This is a genomic window from Microcoleus sp. Pol11C3 (assembly GCF_036701485.1).
Lineage (GTDB): Bacteria > Cyanobacteriota > Cyanobacteriia > Cyanobacteriales > Microcoleaceae > Microcoleus.
Window position 1 is genome coordinate 1 of record NZ_JAUBQW010000080.1, and the last position, 22830, is coordinate 22830.

At 44.2% G+C, this 22830-nt stretch carries 22 protein-coding genes and 3 pseudogenes; 14 read left to right on the forward strand and 11 right to left on the reverse strand.

The genetic code is table 11. The annotated features are described in order from the left end of the window. Nucleotides 1-59: 59 nt before the first annotated feature. A complete protein-coding gene (locus tag QUA40_RS29055; protein ID WP_445301162.1) occupies nucleotides 60-500 on the forward strand; it encodes a tetratricopeptide repeat protein in 441 nt (146 codons plus the stop codon). Here the strand turns inward: QUA40_RS29055 and QUA40_RS18000 are convergent. Further along, nucleotides 486-1335, reverse strand: a protein-coding gene (locus QUA40_RS18000) for an IS5 family transposase (RefSeq protein ID WP_333128209.1) whose coding sequence is annotated in 2 segments (ribosomal slippage) — nucleotides 486-644 and nucleotides 646-1335 — 849 coding nt in all. Because the reading frame shifts where the segments join, the coding sequence is not laid out codon by codon here. The two genes, QUA40_RS29055 and QUA40_RS18000, sit on opposite strands and share 15 nt — an antisense overlap. A gap of 71 nt (nucleotides 1336-1406) precedes the next feature. On the opposite strand from QUA40_RS18000, the pseudogene QUA40_RS18005 reads away from it, so the two are divergent. Then, nucleotides 1407-2027: pseudogene (locus tag QUA40_RS18005) on the forward strand (tetratricopeptide repeat protein); the annotation flags it as partial. A 69-nt stretch (nucleotides 2028-2096) separates the two neighbouring features. Further along, complete coding sequence (locus tag QUA40_RS18010) at nucleotides 2097-2846, forward strand: tetratricopeptide repeat protein (protein WP_333128211.1); 750 nt, start codon at nucleotides 2097-2099, stop codon at nucleotides 2844-2846. Nucleotides 2847-3025: 179 nt separating this feature from the next. Here QUA40_RS18010 and QUA40_RS18015 read toward each other — a convergent pair whose 3' ends face one another. The 5 genes and pseudogenes from QUA40_RS18015 to QUA40_RS18035 all read right to left on the reverse strand — a co-directional run bounded on the left by QUA40_RS18015 (nucleotide 3026) and on the right by QUA40_RS18035 (nucleotide 8342). Beyond that, nucleotides 3026-4300: a carbamoylphosphate synthase large subunit gene (locus tag QUA40_RS18015; protein ID WP_333128213.1), complete on the reverse strand. Its 1275-nt coding sequence runs from the start codon at nucleotides 4298-4300 to the stop codon at nucleotides 3026-3028. A 203-nt stretch (nucleotides 4301-4503) separates the two neighbouring features. Continuing rightward, a complete protein-coding gene (locus tag QUA40_RS18020; protein ID WP_333128215.1) occupies nucleotides 4504-5397 on the reverse strand; it encodes an isoaspartyl peptidase/L-asparaginase family protein in 894 nt (297 codons plus the stop codon). A gap of 278 nt (nucleotides 5398-5675) precedes the next feature. Further along, nucleotides 5676-6784, reverse strand: a pseudogene (locus QUA40_RS18025) (IS630 family transposase). 69 nt (nucleotides 6785-6853) lie between these two features. After that, nucleotides 6854-7341, reverse strand: a pseudogene (locus QUA40_RS18030) (transposase); the annotation flags it as partial. A gap of 284 nt (nucleotides 7342-7625) precedes the next feature. Beyond that, nucleotides 7626-8342 carry a GUN4 N-terminal ARM-like repeat domain-containing protein gene (locus tag QUA40_RS18035; protein WP_333128217.1) on the reverse strand — a complete coding sequence of 239 codons (717 nt, stop codon included), beginning with the start codon at nucleotides 8340-8342 and terminating at the stop codon, nucleotides 7626-7628. Between QUA40_RS18035 and QUA40_RS18040 the strand changes: the two genes are divergently transcribed. Continuing rightward, nucleotides 8341-8514 (forward strand): hypothetical protein, encoded by a 174-nt coding sequence (locus QUA40_RS18040; RefSeq protein WP_333128219.1) that lies wholly within the window; start codon nucleotides 8341-8343, stop codon nucleotides 8512-8514. The two genes, QUA40_RS18035 and QUA40_RS18040, sit on opposite strands and share 2 nt — an antisense overlap. Before the next feature lie 60 nt (nucleotides 8515-8574). Here the strand turns inward: QUA40_RS18040 and QUA40_RS18045 are convergent, their stop codons facing one another. Beyond that, nucleotides 8575-9147, reverse strand: a complete 573-nt coding sequence (locus QUA40_RS18045; RefSeq protein WP_333128221.1) for a hypothetical protein — start codon at nucleotides 9145-9147, stop codon at nucleotides 8575-8577. A 275-nt stretch (nucleotides 9148-9422) separates the two neighbouring features. Beyond that, nucleotides 9423-9632 carry a hypothetical protein gene (locus QUA40_RS18050; RefSeq protein ID WP_333128222.1) on the reverse strand — a complete coding sequence of 70 codons (210 nt, stop codon included), beginning with the start codon at nucleotides 9630-9632 and terminating at the stop codon, nucleotides 9423-9425. Between the two features lie 972 nt (nucleotides 9633-10604). Between QUA40_RS18050 and QUA40_RS18055 the strand changes: the two genes are divergently transcribed. The 8 genes from QUA40_RS18055 to QUA40_RS18090 all read left to right on the forward strand — a co-directional run bounded on the left by QUA40_RS18055 (nucleotide 10605) and on the right by QUA40_RS18090 (nucleotide 17978). Beyond that, on the forward strand, nucleotides 10605-13244 hold the full coding sequence (locus QUA40_RS18055; protein WP_333128224.1) for an AAA-like domain-containing protein: 2640 nt from the start codon (nucleotides 10605-10607) through the stop codon (nucleotides 13242-13244). Nucleotides 13245-13433: 189 nt separating this feature from the next. Next, on the forward strand, nucleotides 13434-13901 hold the full coding sequence (locus tag QUA40_RS18060; RefSeq protein WP_333128226.1) for a type II toxin-antitoxin system RelN family antitoxin: 468 nt from the start codon (nucleotides 13434-13436) through the stop codon (nucleotides 13899-13901). Further along, nucleotides 13891-14256 carry a type II toxin-antitoxin system RelE/ParE family toxin gene (locus QUA40_RS18065; protein WP_333128228.1) on the forward strand — a complete coding sequence of 122 codons (366 nt, stop codon included), beginning with the start codon at nucleotides 13891-13893 and terminating at the stop codon, nucleotides 14254-14256. Before QUA40_RS18060 ends, QUA40_RS18065 begins: the two co-directional genes overlap by 11 nt. A gap of 18 nt (nucleotides 14257-14274) precedes the next feature. Beyond that, on the forward strand, nucleotides 14275-14898 hold the full coding sequence (ruvA, locus tag QUA40_RS18070; RefSeq protein ID WP_333128230.1) for a Holliday junction branch migration protein RuvA: 624 nt from the start codon (nucleotides 14275-14277) through the stop codon (nucleotides 14896-14898). 233 nt (nucleotides 14899-15131) lie between these two features. After that, entirely contained in the window at nucleotides 15132-15401 is a 270-nt protein-coding gene (rpsO, locus tag QUA40_RS18075; RefSeq protein ID WP_333128232.1) for a 30S ribosomal protein S15, read from the forward strand. A 95-nt stretch (nucleotides 15402-15496) separates the two neighbouring features. After that, a complete protein-coding gene (locus tag QUA40_RS18080) occupies nucleotides 15497-15970 on the forward strand; it encodes a PAM68 family protein (RefSeq protein ID WP_333128234.1) in 474 nt (157 codons plus the stop codon). A 205-nt stretch (nucleotides 15971-16175) separates the two neighbouring features. Next, the gene (gene aroF, locus QUA40_RS18085) at nucleotides 16176-17237 is read left to right on the forward strand and encodes a 3-deoxy-7-phosphoheptulonate synthase (protein WP_333128236.1); all 1062 of its coding nucleotides are present in this window, start codon (nucleotides 16176-16178) and stop codon (nucleotides 17235-17237) included. Between the two features lie 180 nt (nucleotides 17238-17417). Continuing rightward, nucleotides 17418-17978 (forward strand): Uma2 family endonuclease, encoded by a 561-nt coding sequence (locus QUA40_RS18090; protein ID WP_333128238.1) that lies wholly within the window; start codon nucleotides 17418-17420, stop codon nucleotides 17976-17978. Nucleotides 17979-18136: 158 nt separating this feature from the next. Here QUA40_RS18090 and QUA40_RS18095 read toward each other — a convergent pair whose 3' ends face one another. Then, nucleotides 18137-18700 carry a pentapeptide repeat-containing protein gene (locus QUA40_RS18095; protein WP_333128240.1) on the reverse strand — a complete coding sequence of 188 codons (564 nt, stop codon included), beginning with the start codon at nucleotides 18698-18700 and terminating at the stop codon, nucleotides 18137-18139. Nucleotides 18701-19042: 342 nt separating this feature from the next. On the opposite strand from QUA40_RS18095, the gene QUA40_RS18100 reads away from it, so the two are divergent. Both QUA40_RS18100 and QUA40_RS18105 read left to right on the forward strand, forming a co-directional pair. Further along, nucleotides 19043-20134, forward strand: a complete 1092-nt coding sequence (locus tag QUA40_RS18100; protein WP_333128243.1) for a serine/threonine-protein kinase — start codon at nucleotides 19043-19045, stop codon at nucleotides 20132-20134. A 69-nt stretch (nucleotides 20135-20203) separates the two neighbouring features. Next, nucleotides 20204-22528 carry a protein kinase domain-containing protein gene (locus QUA40_RS18105; protein ID WP_333128245.1) on the forward strand — a complete coding sequence of 775 codons (2325 nt, stop codon included), beginning with the start codon at nucleotides 20204-20206 and terminating at the stop codon, nucleotides 22526-22528. A gap of 14 nt (nucleotides 22529-22542) precedes the next feature. On the opposite strand, the gene QUA40_RS18110 is transcribed toward QUA40_RS18105, so the two are convergent. Continuing rightward, entirely contained in the window at nucleotides 22543-22641 is a 99-nt protein-coding gene (locus QUA40_RS18110) for a hypothetical protein (RefSeq protein ID WP_333128259.1), read from the reverse strand. Beyond that, complete coding sequence (locus tag QUA40_RS18115; RefSeq protein WP_333128261.1) at nucleotides 22616-22828, reverse strand: type II toxin-antitoxin system PemK/MazF family toxin; 213 nt, start codon at nucleotides 22826-22828, stop codon at nucleotides 22616-22618. Before QUA40_RS18115 ends, QUA40_RS18110 begins: the two co-directional genes overlap by 26 nt. Nucleotides 22829-22830: the final 2 nt, after the last annotated feature.

A 22830-nucleotide genomic window follows, 5' to 3' on the forward strand; every position in this document is an offset into this window, starting at 1 on the left:
TGAGTTTCAGCTTCTAGTCTTATGCACGAGTCTATCTTTTATTAGATAAAGTTATCACCATAAGTTCTGAAGAGCCTCCTAAACTAGCTGGTGCCTATCTCAATCGGGGTAGTGCCAAGTATGACCTAGGGCAAAAAGCAGAGGCGATCTCCGATTATAATCAGGCGATCAACCTCGATCCCAAATTAGCTCTTGCCTACGTCAATCGGGGTCTTGTTAAATCTGCCCTAGGGCACAAAGCAGAGGCGATCTCCGATTATAATCAGGCGATCGACCTCGATCCCAAATTAGCTCTTGCCTATGTCAATAGGGGTAGTGACAAGTATGAGCTTGGGCAAAAAGCAGAGGCGATCTCCGATTATAATCAGGCGATCGACCTCAATCCCAAAGATGCTGTTGCCTATGTCAATAGGGGTAGTGCCAAGTATGAGCTTGGCCACAAAGCAGAGGCAATCTCCGATTATAATAGACCTCTTGCGAAAGTCTCAGGCGCTCTCTAATTTAGTCTTTAAAGAAAGTTCATAATTATAAATACCAGCGATCAAATTAAATCTTAATCCGAAGCGCCTTCTTCGATTCCGATATCTTGATGAAAGTATTCTAAATATATTTAAACTTCGATGTATATTTTCAATAATAATTCTCTATGAAAGCCAGTAGGCGATTTAAAAGTTTTTCTGCTTGACTCAGTTCTTTATTCTGGTTTTTTTTGATGGGGGTTCTACTATTAATATGAATCTTTGTAATTCCTTGATAACCTTTATCACCTAAAAGTTCAAGTTCTTTATTCATGCCGATTTTGCTTTTTTTAAACAAACTAAAATCATGCGTTTTCCCGTTACTAAAAGCTGTGCATATTATTTCGGTACTTTTTGTGTTGGCTAAAACTTGCGATTTTATTGTATGATATTTTTGCTTGCCACTATAATATTTCTTTTGTTTTTTTTGGGGACGCTCTATTTCATGCTCTGACACATCCACCGCTACAGTTTCTATCTCATTTTGACTTTGATAAAGAATTTTTTTGCCAGGTAAGTTAAATAAACCTGAATTTATTAAAGCTTTCTCAGTTCTAATTACAATTCGATAAGCATTTGATTCATTAATACCCCATTTAATTCCCAGATGAAGAAAAAAAGTAGGATATTCTCGCAAATAGGATAATGTCATTAAGATTTGGTCTTCTACGCACAATTTACTGGGTCTTCCTGATTTTTTTTGAAAAATTTTTTCTGCTTTGACTATTTTTACCATCTCTTTGAATGTCTCTTGATGTAGTCCACAGTACCGTTTAAAGTCGGCGGGGTTTAACTTTTGTACTTGTTCGTAATTCATATTATGGGAGCTAATTATTTCTTTTATTTTACCTAGAACGAGCGCACTTTCGCAAGAGGTCTAATCAGGCGATCGACCTCGATCCCAAATTAGCTCTTGCCTATGTCAATAGGGGTAGTGCTAAGTATGAGCTTGGGCAAAAAGCAGAGGCAATCTCCGATTATAATCAGGCGATCGACCTCGATCCCAAATTAGCTCTTGCCTATGTCAATAGGGGTAGTGCCAAGTATGAGCTTGGGCAAAAAGCAGAGGCAATCTCCGATTATAATCAGGCGATCGACCTCAATCCCAAAGATGCTGTTGCCTATGTCAATAGGGGTAGTGCCAAGTATGAGCTTGGGCACAAAGCAGAGGCGATATCCGATTATAATCAGGCGATCGACCTCGATCCCAAATTAGCTCTTGCCTACGTCAATCGGGGTCTTGTTAAATCTGCCCTAGGGCACAAAGCAGAGGCGATCTCCGATTATAATCAGGCGATCAACCTCGATCCCAACTATGCTCTTGCCTACGTCGAGCGGGGTTATGTCAAGTACGATCTTGGAGAAAAAGAAGAGGCGATCTCCGATTATAATCAGACGATCGAGCTAAACCCCAATTATGCTGATGCGTACTACACTAGGGGTTTAGCTAACTCTGCCCTAGGAAAAACAGAAGAGGCCATCGCAGATCATACGAAGGCGATCGAGCTTAACCCCAACTATTCTGATGCCTACTACACTCGGAGTTTAGTTAACTCTGCCCTAGGGACAACAGAAGAAGTGCTCGTAGATTACACTCAGGGGTTCGACCTTAATTTCAACAGTGCTAATGCCTACTTCCGTCGAGGTAATTCTAAGTCTGACGTAGGGAAAAAAGAAGAAGTGCTCGTAGATTATAATCAGGCTATCGAGCTTAATCCCACAGATGCTGTTGCCTACTTAAATCGAGGTTTAGCAAAGTATAAATTAGGGGAAAAAGAAGAAGCGATCGCAGATTACAATCAGGCGATTCACCTTAATTCTTGCTATGCTGATGCCTACTACAATCGTGGTTTAGCTAACTCTGCCCTAGGGCAAACAGAAGAAGCGATCGCAGATTATAATCAGGCCATCGACCTTAATTCCTGCTATGCTGATGCCTACTTAAATCGGGGGTTAGCCAAGTCTGCCCTAGGGCAAACAGAAGAAGCGATCGCAGATTATGATCAGGCGATTGACATCGATCCCAAACTAGCTGTTGCCTACAATAATCGCGGTAATGCCAAGTCTGCTCTAGGTAAAAAAGCAGAGGCACTCGCAGATTATACTAAGGCGATCGAGCTTAATTACTATAATCTGAACGCCTACTACAATCGTGGTTTGACTAAGTATAATCTAGGGGAAAAAGCAGAAGCGATCGCAGATTATAGTAAGGTAATCGAGCTTAGTTACTATAATGCTAATGCCTACTACAATCGTGGTTTAGCCAAGTCTGACCTAGGACAAAAAGCAGAGGCGATCGCCGATTATCAAAAAGCCGCTGACTTGTAAAAGTACCAAGGAAATACAAGTGATTACCAAGAGGCTATTAACAAAATTAAAGAATTATCAGCAGAGTAGCGAGTTAGAGATTGTTTTGAGAAACTAACCGAGGAGATTTTGCCTTTGGGGCATATTTATAAAGCCGATTTAATTGAACCGCACAACCGCTGCAATCGGTAGAGCAGATATCAACCAAATTGCTGCAATCCCTTACTGTGCAAATTCTCCTCAATGTGCTGCATTTCCTTCATATCCTCACCCGCAACTATCCCATAAATTTCCGTGTAGATTTTTCCGTATTTAACCTTCTCTAAAGCTGACAAAATTATCAAGTCCTTGCGATCGAGTTCTGGTTTCAGCGTGACAAGAATCGATTCCAAACTCCCATCCATTCGCCAGCTACTGGAATATTGAGCCACCTCCTTTCCCCGCCCCAGTAAGGTATGGCGCTGTAAGCAAAGCGGAGTCGAGCCATTAACTCGGAAATTGGCATCAATGGCATACAACTGTCCCTCAGAGTCTTCCAGTACGTCGAAGCCAATAACGCCGAAATAACCTTGTTCACAAGCATATTTACCAATAGCGGCAATCATCTCAAAAAACCTACTCATGTCGGTTTCGCGGTAGTGAATCAATCCCCCTAAATAGCTGCCCTCTGGAGTGACAAGTTGGCTGGTAGTGCCGATAAGCGTGATATTTCCCGTTTTGCTTACATAGAACTGCACGCAATAGTTCTGCACTTCATTCTTGACGAATTCCGAGACAATAATCGTATCTAGCAACTTAATATCGAGATATTTCCTCACTTCCTGCAAGCAGTAGTTCAGATCGCTGGCGCTTTTGATAATGTAAGTGCCTTCTCCAGAAAGTCCGTGGGATGTTTTAATTAAGTAGGGGAATTGCTGTGGTAACTGAATGCTTTCGAGATTGACTTTGTGCAGATTGTAACTTTGGTATTTCGGACATTGCACGCCTAATTGTGCTAGCGTTGCTTTGCTGAGTAAGTGGTAGTGGATGTCGGGATGGACGGCGTGTTTTTCGGGTTTGAGATTGTCGAAGGGAAATAGAGTGAGGAGTTTGTCAAAGCGATCGCTTACGCTGAGATCTTCAAGATAAGTTGAGCAGTCTATCATCTCCATACTGCTGTAGCTAAAGCCAAAATGCTCCCGCCAATAGTCAATCAGCGAGTTCGGCGGCTGATTAATCACAATCCCTGGGATGGCATCGCCTAACACAGCCAGATTTTTCCAAGGTTCCTTCTGACCAATTTTGTCGAAAGAAGTTTTGGTGGCTTCACTGCTGCCGTCTTGAATAAAGTATTTTTCCCTGTTGGGGTAAGCAGCCCAACTGGCAGTTGCAGGGTAATTTAGGATGAACGCATAACGTGCATCTGTGATGTCGGGAGCAAATAAATCGGAAAGAGAATTACCCTGAAAGTAAGGAAAGTCGTATGTTGAGTTCATAAGAAACCTCCAAGTCGAGTTTGAATTGAACTGTTTTCCCGGCCACTAAGTAGCTCGACATAATTAAAAGTAGGGTGGGCAACGCCCGCCCTACAAATTGAAAAAATGTTTATTGATGTCCAGCTACTTAATACCTAGGAAAAAAGATATTAGTTGCGGAATTTTAACTATCTCCAACTAGAGAGAATGCAACCTCAATAATTTCAATGATGGACGAGTTGTTTTTTCTTAGTGAACACAGCCACCTTGTCCATTTCTGAGGTTCTATAAGCACAAGCCATGTCGGTTGAATTATGCGCCCAGCCAACCCGCCCTTGAGGGTCTATGAGGATGCAGCCAGCTTCTCCTGCTACCTTAGATGCCAGAGTCTCAATTGCCATCTGCGCTGCTTCGTCTGGGTGCTTGCCGGACGCTAGAATGTCGATCGCCGTCTTAGCTAGAACTACTGGCATAATCGACTCGCCATCGCCTGTGGTCGAGCAACCGCCCTGTTGACTGTCAGCAAACAAGCCTGAGCCGATAATGGCGCTGTCGCCGACGCGACCGGCGGGCTTATTCATAGTGCCCCCAGTTGAGGTACCGGCAACTAAAGTGCCACTACTATCCAAAGCTACACAACCAACGGTATTGGGGCGGTCAATAACTTCTTTTTCCTCCTCCCACTCTTCCTGTTGCTCATCCACGATTAAGTCTTCTTTTTTACACATCTCGGCTCCACTTTCAGCAGCAAAATGTTCTGCATGATCCGCTACTAAGAACATGGGTTTTTTATCCATAATCTTTCGCGCCACTGAGATGGGATGGCGCACGCCTTGAACATTTGCAAGGGCTCCCCAACCCAAGGAACCGCCTTCCATTATCGCTGCGTCTAGCTCTACCTCTCCCTGGTTGTTGAGAACCGATCCAAAACCTGCGTTAAATGTCTGGTCAGCTTCCAGAACCCGGATAGCTGCCTCAACAGCTTCTGCTGCGGAACCCCCCCTTGCGAGCACTTCCCAACCAGCTTCTGCGGCTGCGGTACAGCCTGCATTGTTGGCTGCCACCTTGTCTTCTGTGATGGTTTTTGCTCCACCGTGAACAATAATGCTTAGTACCATAAATTTCCTGTTTTTAATCTTAATATCTACTTAAATTATTTTTACTTCAATCAATCAATTAATTATTAATTAATCAATAAATTGATTAATTAATAATTAATTGATAAGCAATTTTTAAGTAGTTTATGACCCAACCTAGTTATATAAGTTAGCAGTGTTTGATTTGGGCTTCTTCTCTCTTCAGATATAATTATTTGGGTCGCTCTTTGTATTCCTCTCGACCTAGGTATTTACGAATTATTAATATATATAGCAATCGCAAATTATTCGTAAATTAATTAAGGGTTCGATCGAGCAGCAGTTCCATTGAGTGTTGGTTCAAAAATACCAAATTTGTGTAACTTGAGAAAGTCAAAGCTTTGTGACTGTATGGTAAAATTGAAAAACCATTTAACCAAGGCAAAAGAACTGAGCCGATTCCCAAATTTTCTCACCCAAGTCTTGGCATGAAGCCAAATATCTTCGACTGGATTCTGCTCCGGAGCATTAGGAGCAAATAGGACACAAGTTAAAGGCCATTCATCCCGCTCCTTACCTTGATTAATTTCTTCTAGGTAAGCTTTCATTTCTTTATATTTGTGATAGCTGGCTCCATCCCAAATAATCAAATGTCTGGCTTCGGAATTTAAAGATTGTAAGTCTTTTAAGAAAGCCACTGTATTCTCAGAATTTGCCGTTGCATATTATCGCAGAACAAACTGTGAAAGTTAAATAATTTACTGCGCCATAATAAGTTGGTTTTTCTCTCTGATTCACCAGTGGTATTTCTATTCTCTCGTTGCGCCTTCCCCAAAGATAGCCACAGACATCTCCCCTATTGAGATGACACTCATCAATCAAATACACCACAAGCTTTCTCGACTCTATAGCCGAGCGGTGTTCTTCCAGAATCTCACAAATTTCTTGGTGCTTTTTTTTGACGAGTTCTTCATCACGCTTTGGATTCTTTTTTTGAGATTTTTTCCAGCTAATTCCCGCTGATTTAAAAAGTTGATAGTAGCTAGCTTTTGATTGAAATTGAATCTGATACCGCTCTGCTATATGATTTGATAATTCGGATAAATCCCACTGGTTTTTATTGGTTAACCATTGGATGACTTCCGCTCGTTCTTTTGGCTTAAGTTGTCCCCGCGAGCCTTGATGATTTAAGCGTAGCCCTTCAATTCCATGCAACGCATAATTAATTTTCCACTTGTTAATAAATGGAGACGATACTCCCAAGACTTCTTGAATTGTTTCGCGAGCGAACCCTTCGATTAGCATACGGACAGAAATGGCTATGAGTGAGTTCTCTTGGATCGGGATTGCTGGCAATAAAATTTTCGAGTTCCCATAAAGCTTGGACTTCATGCTCCACAAATTCTTCTGCCGATTTTTTGGGAGACATCTCAATTCGTACTTAGATTAACATCCTCATTATACATGATTTATGATTTACAAATCATTTGCGATCGCTATATGTGTCTTCTGGCAGGAGAGTTGCTTGTGGTTGGAAAACTTTAAACATTAATGGAAATAGCGTGTTTCCGACTACACCATAGGCATTAACAGATACTATTCCATTCTCTACCTTGCCGAGATTCCCAATATATTGTCTCGCCACATAATCTGTAGTATCTCCCTTTTTTTTTCTCCGGTTTCATCTATTATTAATATGACTTTTTTACCATCTACTCTCTCTAGTATTAACGACAATCTTAATTGTTGACAACCCTTAACATCCCCGGGCGAAACTGTTAAAAAATGATGGAGAGATTGTTCATTTTTCAAGCCGACAACTTTTGCTATTCCTGTTAGCGATTTTCGCTTGATTTCGGAAATCATCCCTATAATTAGATACTTGAAGTTTTCCAAACTTCTTACCTTGGGAAATAGATGTTGATAGGCCTGACAGTATTCGTCTACAAAACTGACTGTAGGGACTGGTGGGCGGGGTACTACCATACATTTTAACTATTTGACGGCTTCAGGAATATTATACTATGCCTAAAGTGATGAAAGAGCGCTAAGTAAGGAAGAAGCTATAAAAAATTTCCCAACTTTCTTAAAGCCCGCTCCTATGCCCTCTCTTCCTGTGTGGAACAGGAGTCCGGCCTGTGAATTCCTGCACAACAGTTGAACAGGGGGGACGCGGTTGAATCCCTGTGGTTCAATCCCACACTCCCTCACCAACAAATCTGGGGCTGAACATCCAGCCGCCCCACATTCCCCAAAAGCCCCAAAACCATTCACTTCAACCAGGCAGGATGAGCCATCAAAGCTGCAAACGGCTGCACTCCTCGCAACTGATTTGACAGCGGCAAATGCCCTCTCGGCGCACTCAAATCCCAGATAAACTCTTGCGGGTAGCGCGTCCAATTATTCCCCTTTTTCCAGCCAATTAGCGGCCACAATTTATCCCAATTCTTGCCCGAACTTAGCCAAATTTCCCGCTGCACCGAAAAGCCAAATTTGCCTTCAGAATGAACTTTCCACAGCGTATTAATTGTTTGCAAATCCGCCACCGGCAAACTCTCAACTTGCGTAAAATACAGCCACTTTCTCACGGAAGCTGTATCACCAGCCAATTCACAAAGCTTGTCTAAAGTCAAGCGATCGGCTTCTTGAAATTCCTGTAACGCCAATAATTGTTGCAGTGGAGTGTAATCAATGTTAGAGTCCGATCGCAGCGGCACAACCCCAGTTGGAAAATTTGCTTGCAAAAACTCCGCCGCTCTCGGAGAATTAGCACTGTAAAGAATTTGGTAAGCCTTACCCATTACCGCAGTCGGTGCATCTGACTTGCGCTCTAATAAAAATTCCATCAATACATCCCAACCGGAATCTGCTATTTGTTGTTGCAGCAGTTGCAGTTGAGTTTTTTCCGAACCCGACCTCAACTGAGAGCGGAATTCGGCTGTATCGGCCGCCGAGTCTAGAGGAGAAGTAGAAATCGAGTCAGTCATGAGAAACTATCAGCTATCAGCTATCAGCTATCAGCGATTAGCTGAAGCCCTGGTTTTCCCCCATTGTACAATGGTACTGACTCCGATTCACTTCTCTGTACTCGGATGCCTGCGCGCCACGCTGCCTGGTTTAGCCGATCGCCCCCACACTCTTCGCCAATGGCAGCAATAGCAAATAAGTCTACCATCTGAAATTTACGAGCGATGCCATGTCAAAGAGTTTTTCTTGAACCTAGTCGTCCACGATCGAAACCCATGCAGAGAAGGAAGGCGGAAAAAAGTTTATGTCATATTCCGACTCTTCCCACTCTTTAACCCAAAGCGGCACGGCGCCGGGGCGAGGAGTTGCAGAAAAGGTGCGTTCTTTGACTTCGATCGAGTGAAATAGCTGTTTTAAAGTATCTCCCCGATCCAAAGCTTCGCTAAGAATGTCGTCCAACTCAGGATCAACCCGTTTGACACGGTTTTTGTCCTCCTCCAGCCACAGAAGTTTCAAAGACTTCAGATCTCTCGGACTGAGGATGCTCTTGTAGTACACGCGCTTAAGGGTCGCTACGGGCTCCAATGAGCGTTCGATCCGGCGAATTTGCTGAACTCGCAGGTAGTGCCATTCCGCTAAACGCTTGCGTTCCGAATGCGGGAGGGTTCCCTTGCCCGCTGCGTGTTTGTAGTCGTATTTAATCAAACTGCAAGCCATATTGGCTAACAGGTGAATCAACTGTTTTTCTTTAGGTGTCGCCTGACGCCGTTCCTGGGTTCTTGTCAATACGCGCTGTCTGCGGGTAGTTTCGAGAGTATTTTCCATTTGGTTTTTACGATATCAAATACGATTGTGCCAGATCCGAATCCCGAACATCAGAAGGTAAGGAAGTTGATAGGCGGGGAAACTCCACCGACAGACTCGCCTTACCTGTTTATTTTCCCATTCAGCGTTCTCTGAAACTGACCCCTACCCCCGGGATTAGGTAGACTGATATTGGGATCGAGTTTTAACCGCCTCGATCAGAGGCGGTTGCGACAACAAATGCCACCACAACCACAACCACAACCGCGCAAGAGCAAACCACACAAGAGCGTCAATTATTTCCTGCCTTTACCCGTTTTTACCTCTTCTTGGTCCCCATCCTCATTCGTTCCAGTGTAGTTAAAGTCGGGACGACTCTCCCAAGCCGTCAAACTACTGGCTGATGAAAGTTGTGGGGCGATCGCTGAAGCGCTGGCGCTGCCTGTCTGGAAAAAGCCGAAGCCAGCCGAGGCAATTACCCCTAATACTAAGATGCTGTTTTTCATGTTCGATGACCCTGATTTCCGTAGATTGACACTTTTTGGCTAACCCGATCTGTCAGAAATGGGTTGATGCAATAGCCCACTTGTCTTCTGATAAATCTGCCTGCCATAATCAATTCAGACAGGCACACCCGCTTGTGATCGGAAAGGCCGGAAGTGACGTGTTACTAATGTCCACGATCATCCATCAACCCGATTTTTTTGGGTAGTGGAGCGAAAGCCATCAGGGCGTCGATCCATCAGGGAGTTATGCCATCAGGGTGCTAATCCATCGGGTAGTTAAGCCATCAGGGCGCATCTTCTACAATTAGCCACCGACTTAACTTTTATAGTTGAGTTAAGTGGTTAGTCTGGTACTGACAAAGCCTTTAAGAATTAAACTTTTTGTGGATGCATCCTGAAAAGTTTGTTCTTAGGAATCCCCGAACGCGAAAGCCCGGGGAAAGTCAGCAGCATGGAATTCCATGCAATCTAAGTCAACTAAAAAAACGCAGATTAACGATATCTCCCACTCAAGCAGTCCTCAGCCAAACGCTGGGGTTTTTTATTGGCAGCCATTGCGAGGGCGTTTTTCTCCGGCATCCGGCAGGCGGAGCTGAAGGCACAAGGTTGACGGCGCTGTGGTTAGGAGTTTCCCTGCCCACATCATACCACCGGGTGAATTTTAAAGTATTATTGTAAAAAAATGTGAATAAAACGGCGTTTGAGCGTTCTCAATCCGATCGAGTGAAAATTCATCTAATTATTATGTGAACGAGTGTAAAAAATCAATTGCCGGGGTACAATTCAGCCGATCGTAGGATTTGGGGCGAACGCTTGCAAAGATACGGTAAAGATTGACAAGGAGAAAGCTGAGCTAGTAGACAATAGAGAAAGAGGAACAAAAATTTTCCACCATAGTAAGTTGGCAATAATTGCAATTTGTAACCTTTCGATCGCACAGCATAGGGGCGTAAAATCTTGATGAATTCCCAGATGACAGCAGAAGTCAACTCAACGTACCAATATCAAGTCGGAGGATATTTGCCTGCCGGTGCGCCCAACTATGTCAGGCGATCGGCAGACAGCGAGATCTACGAAGGACTTAAAGCCGGAGACTTCTGCTACGTGTTGAGTTCGCCACAAATGGGCAAGTCCAGCCTGCTAGTGCAAACGGCCAAAAGGTTGCAAGCCGAAGGTACAGTTTTTGCCGCCATCAACTTGAGAAGCATCAGCAGCCCAGATATCTCGCCCCAAAAGTGGTACGCAGCCATCATGTACCGCATTGCAAGCAGTTTACACATCACCAACAGGTTTGATGCCATCAAGTGGTGGAACGATCGCGAACTGCTATCGCCGGTGCAGCGATTGGAGATATTTATCGAAAAAGTTTTGCTCAAGTCACTTCAGCAAAATCTAATAATTTTCATAGATGACATTGACAGCATCAGCAGCCTAAATTTCAGTACCAGAGATTTTTTTGCTTTGATCCGGGCTTGTTACTCCAAGCGGGCAGAGCAACCGGAATACGATCGCCTGACTTTTGCTGTTATGGGAGTAGCAGCCCCCTCAGAATTGATCCGAGATCCCAGATGCAACCCTTTTAATATTGGACGGCAGATTCATTTAAGTCGATTCCAACTGCACGAAAGTTTGCCGTTAGCAAAAGGATTAGCTCTCAAAGCTTTTCGCCCCCAAAAAGTGCTCCAAGAAATATTAGCTTGGACGGGCGGACAACCGTTTTTAACTCAAAAACTTTGCCACTTGGTACTTGAATACGGGGCTTTTATTGGCAGAAATTCCGAAGCTCATCAGGTTGAAAAACTGGTCAAACACAGAATTATTAAAGATTGGGAAGAAGAAGAAGACGAACCCCAACATTTGATAGCCATACGCGATCGCATTTTCCATAGCCACTGCGACCTCACGCGGCTCTTAACACTGTACCACCAAGCTTTGCAACCAGTCAAGGCAACAAAATCGGGGGAATCGCAGGGAGTACCAGCCGATTACTCTCCCGAAAAAATCGAATTGCAACTGTCAGGACTGGTTGTTAAATCTCAGGGTAAATTAATAGTTTCCAACCTAATTTATCAGTCAGTTTTTAATCAATTCTGGGTGGAAAAAGAGCTGGGAAAAGTGGCTCCCTACCACTCCGCGCTAGCAGCATGGCTGGCTTCAGACCGCGAAGATGAATCGCTGTTATTAACAGGGGAAAGTTTGCAGTCAGCTTTGGATTGGGCGGCGAACAAACAATTAAGCCAAGAACACTATTGGTTCTTGAATCCCGATCGAACTTTTGAGGAAAAACCGACAGTGGTTGTCGCGCAAGTTGCAGACAGCAGTGTAGACACAGATGCAGACAGCCGCATCCTCACCCCGCCCTCAGATAGTGTTCCAACTGGCAGCAACGAACAGAGATTGTACGATCACATCCTCTCCTGCGTGGAAACAGAATCCCCCGCACAGGTGATCGAGCGGTTCCGAAAGCTATTTATCGACGGCATGGGCTATCCCGATCGAGAGATTGAAGCAACTTTGTACAGTATAGTCTCCGTCAAGCGATTGGATCAGCACTTTAAATATATCCTACACCGCTGCTGCTACATCCCGATTAACCGCTGGCAATTGCAATCACACAACCAGTTCGCGATCGCCAAGTTGGTAGCTTTATTTAAGCAAATTTCTCCCCGATTTGGGATGGAGTTTTACATAGTCAAGCGCTTGCAAGAACAAATAGCTTTCTTTACTAAAAGTGAAGAATTCCAGACCATAGAGCGCTTAGTAAAAGCCTTAGATAGAGAGGCGGAACAGCAGAAACAAGATACAGATTCTCCTTTGGGCGAATTGATCTGTCGGTATCCTTATTTGTACGGCTATTCTCTACTGAGTAAGGGCAGTATTGAGGAAGACCAACAAACCCTTCAAAAACTGGCATTTCAAAGACAGCGACAATTTGAAACACATTTGTCTCAATATTTAAATTATTTGGTTGAGCCGAGACAGACAGAAATAGGAATTGTGCAGCGAGCGGCTAATCCCACACTTTTGAACGATTCAGAACTGCACCTGGCGGTCAGGGAATTTGCGGGAAAAGTAGCAGGCGATCGCAGTTACAAAGAAGCGGCTCAATTTTTCCTGAGAGATTCCAGACAAACTCCATCTTACGGCTCATTTAAAGTCGATTTATATGAATATTTAATATCGTCGATTGAACCAGAATACGGGGGGCGTCAATTTAATGAGCGTTTGTACAAACAAATCACAAATACATTGCGAGAACATGACTCGGTGAAATTCAATAATTCATTGTTAGTTCGGACTTGCCACCAGTTGTTCAACTTCTTAGTAGTGGAAAATTCTCAACATCCCAGCCACTACGTTTTTTACGACTTGGTTTACAACCTCGGCGCCAGCAGGACAATGGGTTTACTGCTGAAACTTGTACTGCTTTCGGGCAAAGTGAAACCTGATTTGGAAAAGCGATTTTCTATTTTGTTTAATCACTATGAAGGTAAAGCTTCTAATGAAATTATGTGGTTTGTAAAATCCTTGGAAAATTTCAATGTGGCTTTGGTTGTGAATTTTGGTAAGACGGATTTGTCTTTGGTTAAGCAGCATCTTATTTTGAATTGATATCAATTCCGGTTGCACTCCTCCGGAATTGTTGAATGTTGACGGGCGGGTCGAAAAACTGAATGGTTGAGTGTTAACTGTTGACTCGATTTTATTATTCCGATGCAACCGAAAACGATATGACAAAAACAAAATCGATCGGGCGGCATTATATAATAGTATTAACTCACAAAAATTAAGGAAAAATAAATGAAAGCCTTAGAAGTCACAGGAACGATCGACGAAAAAGGTCAATTAATTCTCGATCGACCTTTAACACTAGACACTCCGGGCCCCGTGCGAATTATCGTCCTTCTTCCCGAACCTACAGATGAAGCTGAAGACGATCCCGACGATACTCCAGTTGAAGAAGTAAAAGCTAGTCTCAGAAAAGGATTGCTACAAGGCAAAGCCGGACAAACGAGATTAATCTCGGAACTGTGGGAGAGAATCGATGCCGAAAAAGGTCAATTATTGCTCGATCGACCTTTAACGCCCGGTATTTCCGCTCTCCTACGAATTATTCTCCTTTCCGAACCTATATATGAAGCTGAAGAAGATCCAGACGATACTCCAGTTGCCGAAGTGAAAGCTAGTCTCAAAAGGGCATTCCAGGAAGCTAAAACCCGACAGCGAATACCTCTTTCTCAAATGTGGGAGGGCATTGATGTCGAATGAATCGGATCATCTAGTTCAAATAGATTTAACGCCTGAGTATAAGCGAAATTTGCGTGAATTATCCAAAAAGTATCGACAAATCCGGCTAGATACTCAGCCCGTAATTGAACAAATACAGGCTGGCAATTTTATTGGCGATCGCATTCCCGGAATGGGCGAAGATTATATCATCTTAAAAGTCCGGGTGAAAAACAGCAACATCCAAAAAGGAAAAAGTGCAGGCTATCGCATGATTTATCAAGTCGAATCGCCGTCTATCGTACTTTTGTTAACTATTTACTCAAAATCAGATCGAACAGATATCAGTCTCAACGAAATCCGCAGCATCATAGCCGAGTTTGATGAAAGCCAATAGCGGTGTATTATTAACTTTATGATTAGCTATCTCAAAGGCACCGTCGCCGATATCGCCAAAGGCAGCAACCGCGTCATATTGACTCTCGAAGTCAATCAAATCGGCTATGAAATCCAAATTTTGCCCCGCGTGACCGGTCAATTGCCAGCATCCGGCGAAGTCGCCCAAATTTTTACCCACCAGCAAGTTAAGGAAGACCAAATCGTATTGTACGGTTTTGGCAGCGCGGCAGAACGCGATTTGTTTCGGCAGTTGACGAGTGTCAGCGGTGTCGGTGCTCAACTGGCGATCGCACTTCTCGATACTTTAGGATTACAAGATTTAGTCCAGGCGATCGTCGGCGGTAACACCCGCATCCTCGCCAAAACTCCGGGCGTGGGTACAAAAACAGCAGAACGTCTCGCCCTCGAGCTCAAAAGCAAACTCTCCGAATGGCGACAGCAAGCAGGTTTGACAACTTCAGTCGCCGCCGGAGTCCCCCCAGCTATTCAAGAAGAAGTCGAGATGATCCTGCTCGCCATGGGATACACTGGGGCTGAAGTCTTGCAAGCGCTGCAAACCCTCAGTCAAGACAGCACTTTGTCCGTCAAAGGTAATGCCGATGATTGGATACGTGAGGCGATCGCCTATTTGAGCCGATAATCGCCTACAACATCCAGCCGCCGGGAATAAACACCCAAGACGGGGGGACGCCCATCCCACAATTTTTTTTCCTGTGGGATGGGCGTCCCGCCCGTCCTAAGTATGTTTGCAATTCAAGTCTATTCTGCTCAAAAAACAAACCCATCTTTGGCAAAAATTTTATCTTTGTTATGCTTCCCCTGTGATAACATAGGAGATTGTGACAATCGTACAAAAAAAACTAAAATCAATTCATGGCTCTTACACAACAGCGCAAACAAGAAATCATGGGCGACTTCCAAACCCATGAAACCGATACCGGTTCAGCAGATGTCCAAGTCGCCATGCTGACCGATCGCATCACAAAACTCAGCGCCCACCTGAAAATCAACCAAAAAGACTTCGCCTCCCGGCGCGGTTTGATGATGATGATCAGCCGCCGCAAGCGCCTGCTAGCATACCTGCAAAAGGAAAATGTCGATCGCTACAAAGCATTGATTGCCCGTCTAGGCATTCGCGGCTAAACACCACAGCCAAAATTTGCGACAATATTCTTTAATCTTGGACAAACACCAAGACTTATTGAAAAATGTTCGAGATTTCAGGTTAGAGATAAAATATGTCCTCCGAACCACCCCGCAAGCGCTTGCCCTTTGAACCGGCAACAAATCGTAAAAAAACGCCTAAAAAGCCCCCAGAACCCCAAGCAAGCGTAGCCTTAGAGTCGGATTCTGCCGACAAGCAGCCGAAAGCTAACAAAACCGGAAAACAGGCGCAATCCATCCCAGAAGTAGTCAGCCAACGCATGATATCCCGCATAGCGGTATTCTGCGGCATACCGACAATCCTGGGAATTTCCACATTTTTTGTCAGCTATTTGGTAGTCAGCAAGGGCTTGTTTGATTTGCCCAACACAGCAGTATTGCTGGTAAGCATGGGCTGTTTTGGTCTAGGCGTTCTGGGATTGAGCTACGGAGTCCTCTCGGCTTCCTGGGATGAAGAAGTTTCAGGAAGCACTCTGGGGTGGGAAGAATTTAATACCAATTTTGGACGGATGCGAGAAGCGTGGCGCGCCGCGAAGCCAAAAAGTTAGTCATTAGTTATTAGTCATTAGTCATTAGCTAAAAACTAAGCTGTTAACCATCTAGAATTTGTTGGTGGGGAGGGAACAAGAACCAGCCCCACAACAATGCTAAAAATACTGATATAAATAGATCCTCGATCGCCATTGCATCTATTTTTCTCAGTGCATCAGAGTCATCATCCGTTTCTAGCCCAACTAAAAAGGCAAAAAAAATATGATTATTGTAATGAAAGCCGGCACTCCAGAAGCCGAGATCGATCGACTAGACGAAGACCTCCGCACTACCTGGGGTTTGATCCCAGAAAAAATCGTCGGCCGTTACAAAGTTGTTATGGGTTTGGTAGGCGAAACCGCCGAGCTCGAACCGATGCAACTGCGCGAAATGAGCACCTGGATTGAGGAAGTGCTGCGCGTGGAAAAACCCTACAAACGCGCTTCTCTGGAGTACCGCCAAGGAGAACCCAGCGAAGTAGCGGTTGCTACTCCTTTAGGAACTGTAATGATCGGCTTGCATCACCCGATCGCGATCGTAGCAGGCCCTTGCTCGGTCGAAAACGAAGAAATGATTGTCGAAACGGCAATGCGCGTCAAAGCTGCTGGTGCTCATTTTCTCCGTGGTGGCGCGTACAAACCGAGAACTTCCCCCTACGCTTTCCAAGGCCACGGTGAGAGTGCTTTGGGATTGCTAGCTGCGGCGCGGGAAGCTAGCGGTTTGGGAATTATCACCGAAGTTATGGATGCGGCGGACTTAAGTGCGATCGTAGAAGTAGCCGATGTGATCCAAGTCGGGGCGAGAAATATGCAGAATTTCTCGTTGTTGAAGAAAGTCGGAGCTCAAGACAAACCAATTTTGCTGAAGCGTGGCATCTCCGCCACCATTGAAGAATGGTTGATGGCTGCTGAGTATATCATGGCTTCGGGCAATCCGAACGTGATTTTGTGCGAGCGCGGAATTCGCGGGTATGACAGGCAATATACACGCAATACGCTAGATTTGTCGGCGGTGCCAGTATTGCGGACTCTGACTCACTTACCGATTATGGTTGACCCCAGTCACGGTACCGGTTGGGCGCAGTTTGTACCGTCAATGGCCTTTGCTTCGATCGCCTCTGGTACTGATTCGCTGATGATTGAAGTGCACCCGAATCCGAAAAAAGCTTTGTCTGACGGGCCGCAATCTTTAACACCGGATCAGTTTGACCAGTTGATGGAAGAATTGGCAGTCATTGGTAAAGTCATGAAACGCTGGCCACAACCCGTGCCAGTTTTGGCATAAAAACAGGCTAAACGCCTAACCTAAAATGCGATCGCGGTTAAATCCCCGACTTCTTAAAAAAGTCGGGGATTTTGTTATTCTGTTTTTGGAATAGAGGCCCAGGGGCGATCGTACTTCTAGGAATGTTGGGAAATTTTGTATAATTGATATTTGAATTAATTAGTGAGAGGGCTGGGAGTCATGGTAGGCATCGGAACCAAACTCACTTTAGCAGAATTTCTAGCTTTGCCCGACGGAGACGTATATTGTGAGTTTGTAGATGGTGAAGCAGTTCCTAAAGTGTCTCCAAAATTTTTTCATTCCAGTTTACAGGGAGCTTTGTGTGACCTGATTCGTGTATGGTGTAGAGGGAAGGGGCGAGTCCTTCCAGAATGGGCAATTTTGTTAAAACGTCAGGATAAAGATTGGGCACCTGTTCCCGATTTAACGTACATTTCTTATGAACGTCTGCCGAAAAGTTGGCGGCGAAATGAAGCTTGTCCCGCAATTCCTGAACTGGTGATTGAGATTATATCGCCGGATCAAAGTATGAAGGAATTTGAAGAGAAGGCGAAAGATTATTTGGCGGCGGGCGTTCCGCGAGTTTGGGTGATTGATCCAGAGGCTATTTTAATTAGAAGTTTTTTTCCCGATGGTTCTAGTCAAGTTTATACGGATAATACACCGATTGTGGATGAGTTGCTGCCTGGTTTGGAGTTGACGACTAGACAGATTTTTGAAGAAGCGGAATTGATTGATTGATTGAGGGCGATAGATCTTTTGGGGAATGTGGGGCTGCTGGATAGCCTGCCCCACAATTGTTAGTTAGAAACATGAGGTACGATCGCACTTAATTTTCTGGAAAATCATCGGTTGGCTCTGATTCTTATGGTTTTTCTTGACCCAACTCAGTAGAAGAACTATTTTGAGTATTGGGATGTGTTCGGCGGAGCAGAGGGTATAGGGACTTTGTTAAGGTTGAGCATCCCTAAGATACTGCCACTACCTATGAGAGCAACCGCGATCGGCACGACCACTGTCTCTACCCACCACTGAGTGTCTGAGTTAGAAGAATGAAGTATTGCACCTCGGCTTTTGAGATCGCGCTTCGCATCTTTGCTCAGTCCGATGCAACCTTGGAATACAGATTCTTGTACATTCGCTTGACTCAAGTCAGTATGGGTTAAATCAGCCTTACTCAGATCAGCTCCTCGCAGATTAGCTCCTCGCAGATTAGCTCCACTCAAGTCGGCACCAGTTATATCTGCACGGATGAGTAAAGTACCCTCCAGTTGAGCGCCACAGAACCTACTCTGCTTCAAAAGGGCTCCGCAAAATTCAGCCTGCTCCAAGTTAGCCCCCTGAAATCTTGCATGGCTCAAGTCACTGCCATTGAATTTCCAGCCTCTTAGATCGCGGAAGCCGAAGTCTTGGTTGCTTAAGTCCTGATGGCTTAAGTCGTCGTGAGGCAAATTTGGTGCCATATCGATTATTTGGTAAAGTTTGCGTTTGTGGTAGACGCAACCTGGGTTCAGACGATGCTCTGAGCCATTACAAACTGGATTGTCGAAGTGATATTCCTTGACAAATGAGCCAAAAATCAGCCATAATGAGATTAGATAATTTTTGGGCTAGTCGCACTCACCGTCCCCAACCAAGATTCAAACGTCTACAGCACGTCTGTTTAGTCGGAAGTAAGTGATTGTTGTCTAGTATCCTAACCCTCGTTTAGCTAACATGGCGACCACTATATCAGTTTTAGTTTACTTATGTCAATGGTAAAATATAATCTTTTTAAAACAAACTGAGCCGAAGGAGCGCTAAATATGGCAATTTCACTCAGAGCATCAGAACCTGGCTTAAAATTGGTAGATCAAGCCAGACGGAAAAAAGGATGGACAAAGACCGATGAGGCTTTGTGCCGAGTTGCTGAGACTTCATCAGCCACCTTGAAACGGTTTTGGCGACGTCTACCAATCAAGCAAGAAACCTTTGTGGCAATTTCTCAGGCTTTAGACGTAGAGAACTGGGAAGAGTTGGTTGCAGAAAGTGAAATTCACGAAGAGGAACCAACATCCCAGACTCTGCGCTCAGAAGTAGCAGGTGAGTCAAATCTAATCCTCGGACAAACCCTGCGAATGCGCTACAAAATCCTAGAACGTTTGCCTGATGGGGAATTGAGCGAGACGTATCTGGCTGAAGATGGGGATCTCGGCAATAGCCGGTGCGTGGTTAAAAAATTGATGAGTCGGTCTAAGGAAGATACCAGACAGTTATTCCAAGCAAGTTTAGAGACTTTGTACCAATTAAGCAACCACGACCAGATTCCCCGACTCTTGGCATTCTTTGAGGAAGGAGAAGACTTCTATCTAGTCAAGGAATATATCGCTGGTCACGATTTGAGTCAAGAACTGATAGAAGGCGAGCAGTGGAAGGAGTCAGAAGTGATTGAGCTGCTGCAAGACATCCTGGAAGTTCTCAGCTTTGTTCACCAGCGTCAAGTTATCCACCGTAATATTCATCCTAAGAATTTAATCCGGCGAAAATCAGACAGAAAGATAGTGATGATTGATTTTGAGGAGTTTAAGACAATCAGGGCTGGGCATAACACAAGAACATTTTCATATCCTAACGCTGAAGGGTATGTACCCCCTGAACAAGCTGCTGGTTTGCCCCGACTGTGCAGCGACATCTATACCGTGGGCATGATTGGCATCCAAGCTCTGACAGGGGTACATCCTGGGAAACTTAAAATTCAAGCGGATACTGGGGAAATCATCTGGGCGGATCTGGTAAAAGTGAACGAAAAGTTGACAGAGGTTTTAAATAAGATGGTTTGCTATGACTTTCGACGGCGTTACCAATCCGCAAAGGAAGCATTGCAAGCCTTAAAAGGTTTAGACAGCGCTCCTAAGTAGCAACAATTTATATTTTGTGGCACAATTATCATCAATTAAATTACCAAATCAAAGCCTTACCTAAACCGTATGACTCTAAATCCAGGGGATGTGATTGGCGGTCAATACAAAATTCTATACGAATTGGGGCATGGAGGATTTAGCAAGACGTATCTAGCTAAAGATAAAAATAATCCATCTCCGCAAGTGGTCGTCAAAGAAATTATACCTTTATCTAGCGATATAGCTATATTGCAAGAAGCAGAACGCAGATTTAATACAGAAACTCAAGTTTTGAAACGATTAGGAACGCACTCTCAGATACCGGAGCTGTTTAATAGTTGTTCAAAACAAGGGAAATTCTACATAATTCAAGAGTTTATTGAAGGCAACACCCTCAGCAAAGAACTGACAACAGGCAAGAGGCTAAAAGAAGATGAGGTGATTAGGCTGTTGCAGGACATCCTGGGAATTCTTAAATTTGTTCATCAGGAGCAAGTGATTCACCGGGATATTAAACCTTCTAATATAATTCGCCGTCGGCGAGACGGCAAGCTGGTTTTAATTGACTTTGGAGCAGTCAAAGAAATCAGTACCTTGGGAGAATCTGCGGGGTTAGTGAACCCAACAGTTTCAATTGGGACGCCCGGTTATATGCCTCCCGAACAAGCCAACCGACAACCAAAATTTAGCAGCGATATCTATGCTGTAGGAATGGTTGGCATCCAAGCACTCACGGGGTTAGATCCTTCAAGTCAAATACAAAAAGATCCAGATGGTGAAGTCTACTGGCGTCCTTGGGCACAGGTTTCTCCTGAGTTAGCAAACATTTTAGACAAAATGGTGCGCTATCACTTCAACGATCGGTATCAGTCGGCATCTGAGGCATTGCAGGCCTTGCGAGCCTTGACACCGCTCAATCCTCCACCCCCACCGCGGCAATTTGTATTTTCCCCGCTCACCCAGTTGATGTCGCAGGTACGCAGTTTGAGTTCCAAAAAAATCTTGTGGTTAGGATTAGCCGTAGCAACATTAGTTGCTGTGATCGTTTTTAACTTTTCACGATTACCCACCCCACAATCACCTATCAAATCACCACAAACGCTCGCTCCGGGGGAAAATCATTTAAGTGAGGGAGAAAAAATTCTAATTCCCGGCTCGATACTATCAGAAAAGCAAAATGGGGTTAAAGCATTCACTGACGGTAAGTATAGTGAAGCAATTAGATTATTTGAGCAGGCAAGGAAAAAAGAACCCAGAGATCCAGAAACTTTAATTTATCTCAATAACGCTCGGATCGCAGCTCAAAAATTGGCTGCTTACACGATCGCGGTTGCTGCCCCTCTCAATAGCAGTACAAACGATGTAAACGAATCGGGACAGGAACTTCTGCGAGGGGTTGCCCAAGGTCAAGATGAGGTCAATCAGGGACAAAAAATTAATGGTAAGAGGCTGAAAGTAGTAATCGCAGATGATGCTGACAAAGAAGACCAGGGTATTGAGATAGCGAATGTTTTGACCGCTAAATCTGAGATATTAGGTGTCGTCGGTCACTTTTCCAGTTCAGTAACTCTCAAGACGGCTCCTGTTTATGAAAAGGAAAAATTAGTATTAGTTTCTCCTACAAGTACATCTGAAAATATCTCACAATCGGGTGATTTTATATTTCGCAGCGTCTCTAGCGATCGGGTAGCTGCCCAAAGCTTGTCTAGTTACTTGCTTAATAGAGTCCGTCAGCAGACAGTGGCAGTTTTTTACAATCCTGGAAATCCTTATAGCCAATCTCTCCGGGATCAATTCCAGACTAACTTCACATCTAGTGGTGGAAAGATAGTCGAGGAATTTGATTTATCTAGCCCTTTGTTCAAGCCATACATAGCTGTAGATAAGGCAAAAAAACTAGGAGCTACAGGGCTTGTTTTATTTCCGAATATCTCAACCCGCGACCAAGCAAGAAACGCGATCGAAGCAAATCGCTATGGCTATTGTATGGTAGGAGGAGATAGCCTCTACAATTATCAGACATTGAAGGATGCTGGAAAAGAATCTGTATACCGCCTGGTTATAGCTACTTTTTGGCATAGATTGAACAGTCCAAATCAACAATTTCCCAAAGATAGTGAGAATTTATGGCGAGCTCCAGTCAGTCCCAATACTGCCTCAGCTTATGATGCAACTCGTGCGGTGATAGAAGCCTTAAAAACTGTGCCACAACCAACCCGCATTAATGTCCAGGAGGCTTTGGCTAATCCTAGTTTTAATGCTATTGGAGCTACAGGTAAAATAAGTTTTGATAAGAATGGCGATCGCAAGGAGCCAATTATTCAATTAGTAGCAGTAGTGCCATCTAGCAATAACTCTGCTTATGAATTTGTCCCTATAGACGATCCGAGAGTGAGCTTGAATTGCCAATAACTAATTGCGATCGCTCACAAACCTAAAATCACACGTAGGGCTACTGCCAGCTCATCCATATAATTTTCATCTAAATGACCGATTACCCTAATAACCGTAGATTTGTCGATCACCCGAATCTGTTCGCAAAGTCTTACTGAATCTTGATTTAAACCCCCCAACTCCAGATGGAACAAATACATGAGAAGGTAAAAGAGCGCGACGAATCTTTGTAGTAAACAGTGCAATAATAGTATGAGGACTTACTGCATTAGCACGATCGATCTGTAAGATGACAATAGGTCTTATACCAGCTTGCAGCG

Bases quoted from the DNA above. Each gene is read 5' to 3' on its own strand.
- QUA40_RS18050 (WP_333128222.1), bottom strand. From the start codon at position 9,632: ATGAAAAACAGCATCTTAGTATTAGGGGTAATTGCCTCGGCTGGCTTC.
- ruvA (WP_333128230.1), top strand. From the start codon at position 14,275: ATGATTAGCTATCTCAAAGGCACCGTCGCCGATATCGCCAAAGGCAGC.
- QUA40_RS18045 (WP_333128221.1), bottom strand. From the start codon at position 9,147: ATGGAAAATACTCTCGAAACTACCCGCAGACAGCGCGTATTGACAAGA.
- QUA40_RS18095 (WP_333128240.1), bottom strand. From the start codon at position 18,700: ATGGCACCAAATTTGCCTCACGACGACTTAAGCCATCAGGACTTAAGC.
- rpsO (WP_333128232.1), top strand. From the start codon at position 15,132: ATGGCTCTTACACAACAGCGCAAACAAGAAATCATGGGCGACTTCCAA.
- QUA40_RS18035 (WP_333128217.1), bottom strand. From the start codon at position 8,342: ATGACTGACTCGATTTCTACTTCTCCTCTAGACTCGGCGGCCGATACA.
- QUA40_RS18090 (WP_333128238.1), top strand. From the start codon at position 17,418: ATGGTAGGCATCGGAACCAAACTCACTTTAGCAGAATTTCTAGCTTTG.
- aroF (WP_333128236.1), top strand. From the start codon at position 16,176: ATGATTATTGTAATGAAAGCCGGCACTCCAGAAGCCGAGATCGATCGA.
- QUA40_RS18065 (WP_333128228.1), top strand. From the start codon at position 13,891: ATGTCGAATGAATCGGATCATCTAGTTCAAATAGATTTAACGCCTGAG.
- QUA40_RS18100 (WP_333128243.1), top strand. From the start codon at position 19,043: ATGGCAATTTCACTCAGAGCATCAGAACCTGGCTTAAAATTGGTAGAT.
- QUA40_RS18015 (WP_333128213.1), bottom strand. From the start codon at position 4,300: ATGAACTCAACATACGACTTTCCTTACTTTCAGGGTAATTCTCTTTCC.
- QUA40_RS18105 (WP_333128245.1), top strand. From the start codon at position 20,204: ATGACTCTAAATCCAGGGGATGTGATTGGCGGTCAATACAAAATTCTA.
- QUA40_RS18020 (WP_333128215.1), bottom strand. From the start codon at position 5,397: ATGGTACTAAGCATTATTGTTCACGGTGGAGCAAAAACCATCACAGAA.
- QUA40_RS18060 (WP_333128226.1), top strand. From the start codon at position 13,434: ATGAAAGCCTTAGAAGTCACAGGAACGATCGACGAAAAAGGTCAATTA.
- QUA40_RS18080 (WP_333128234.1), top strand. From the start codon at position 15,497: ATGTCCTCCGAACCACCCCGCAAGCGCTTGCCCTTTGAACCGGCAACA.
- QUA40_RS18040 (WP_333128219.1), top strand. From the start codon at position 8,341: ATGAGAAACTATCAGCTATCAGCTATCAGCTATCAGCGATTAGCTGAA.
- QUA40_RS18055 (WP_333128224.1), top strand. From the start codon at position 10,605: ATGACAGCAGAAGTCAACTCAACGTACCAATATCAAGTCGGAGGATAT.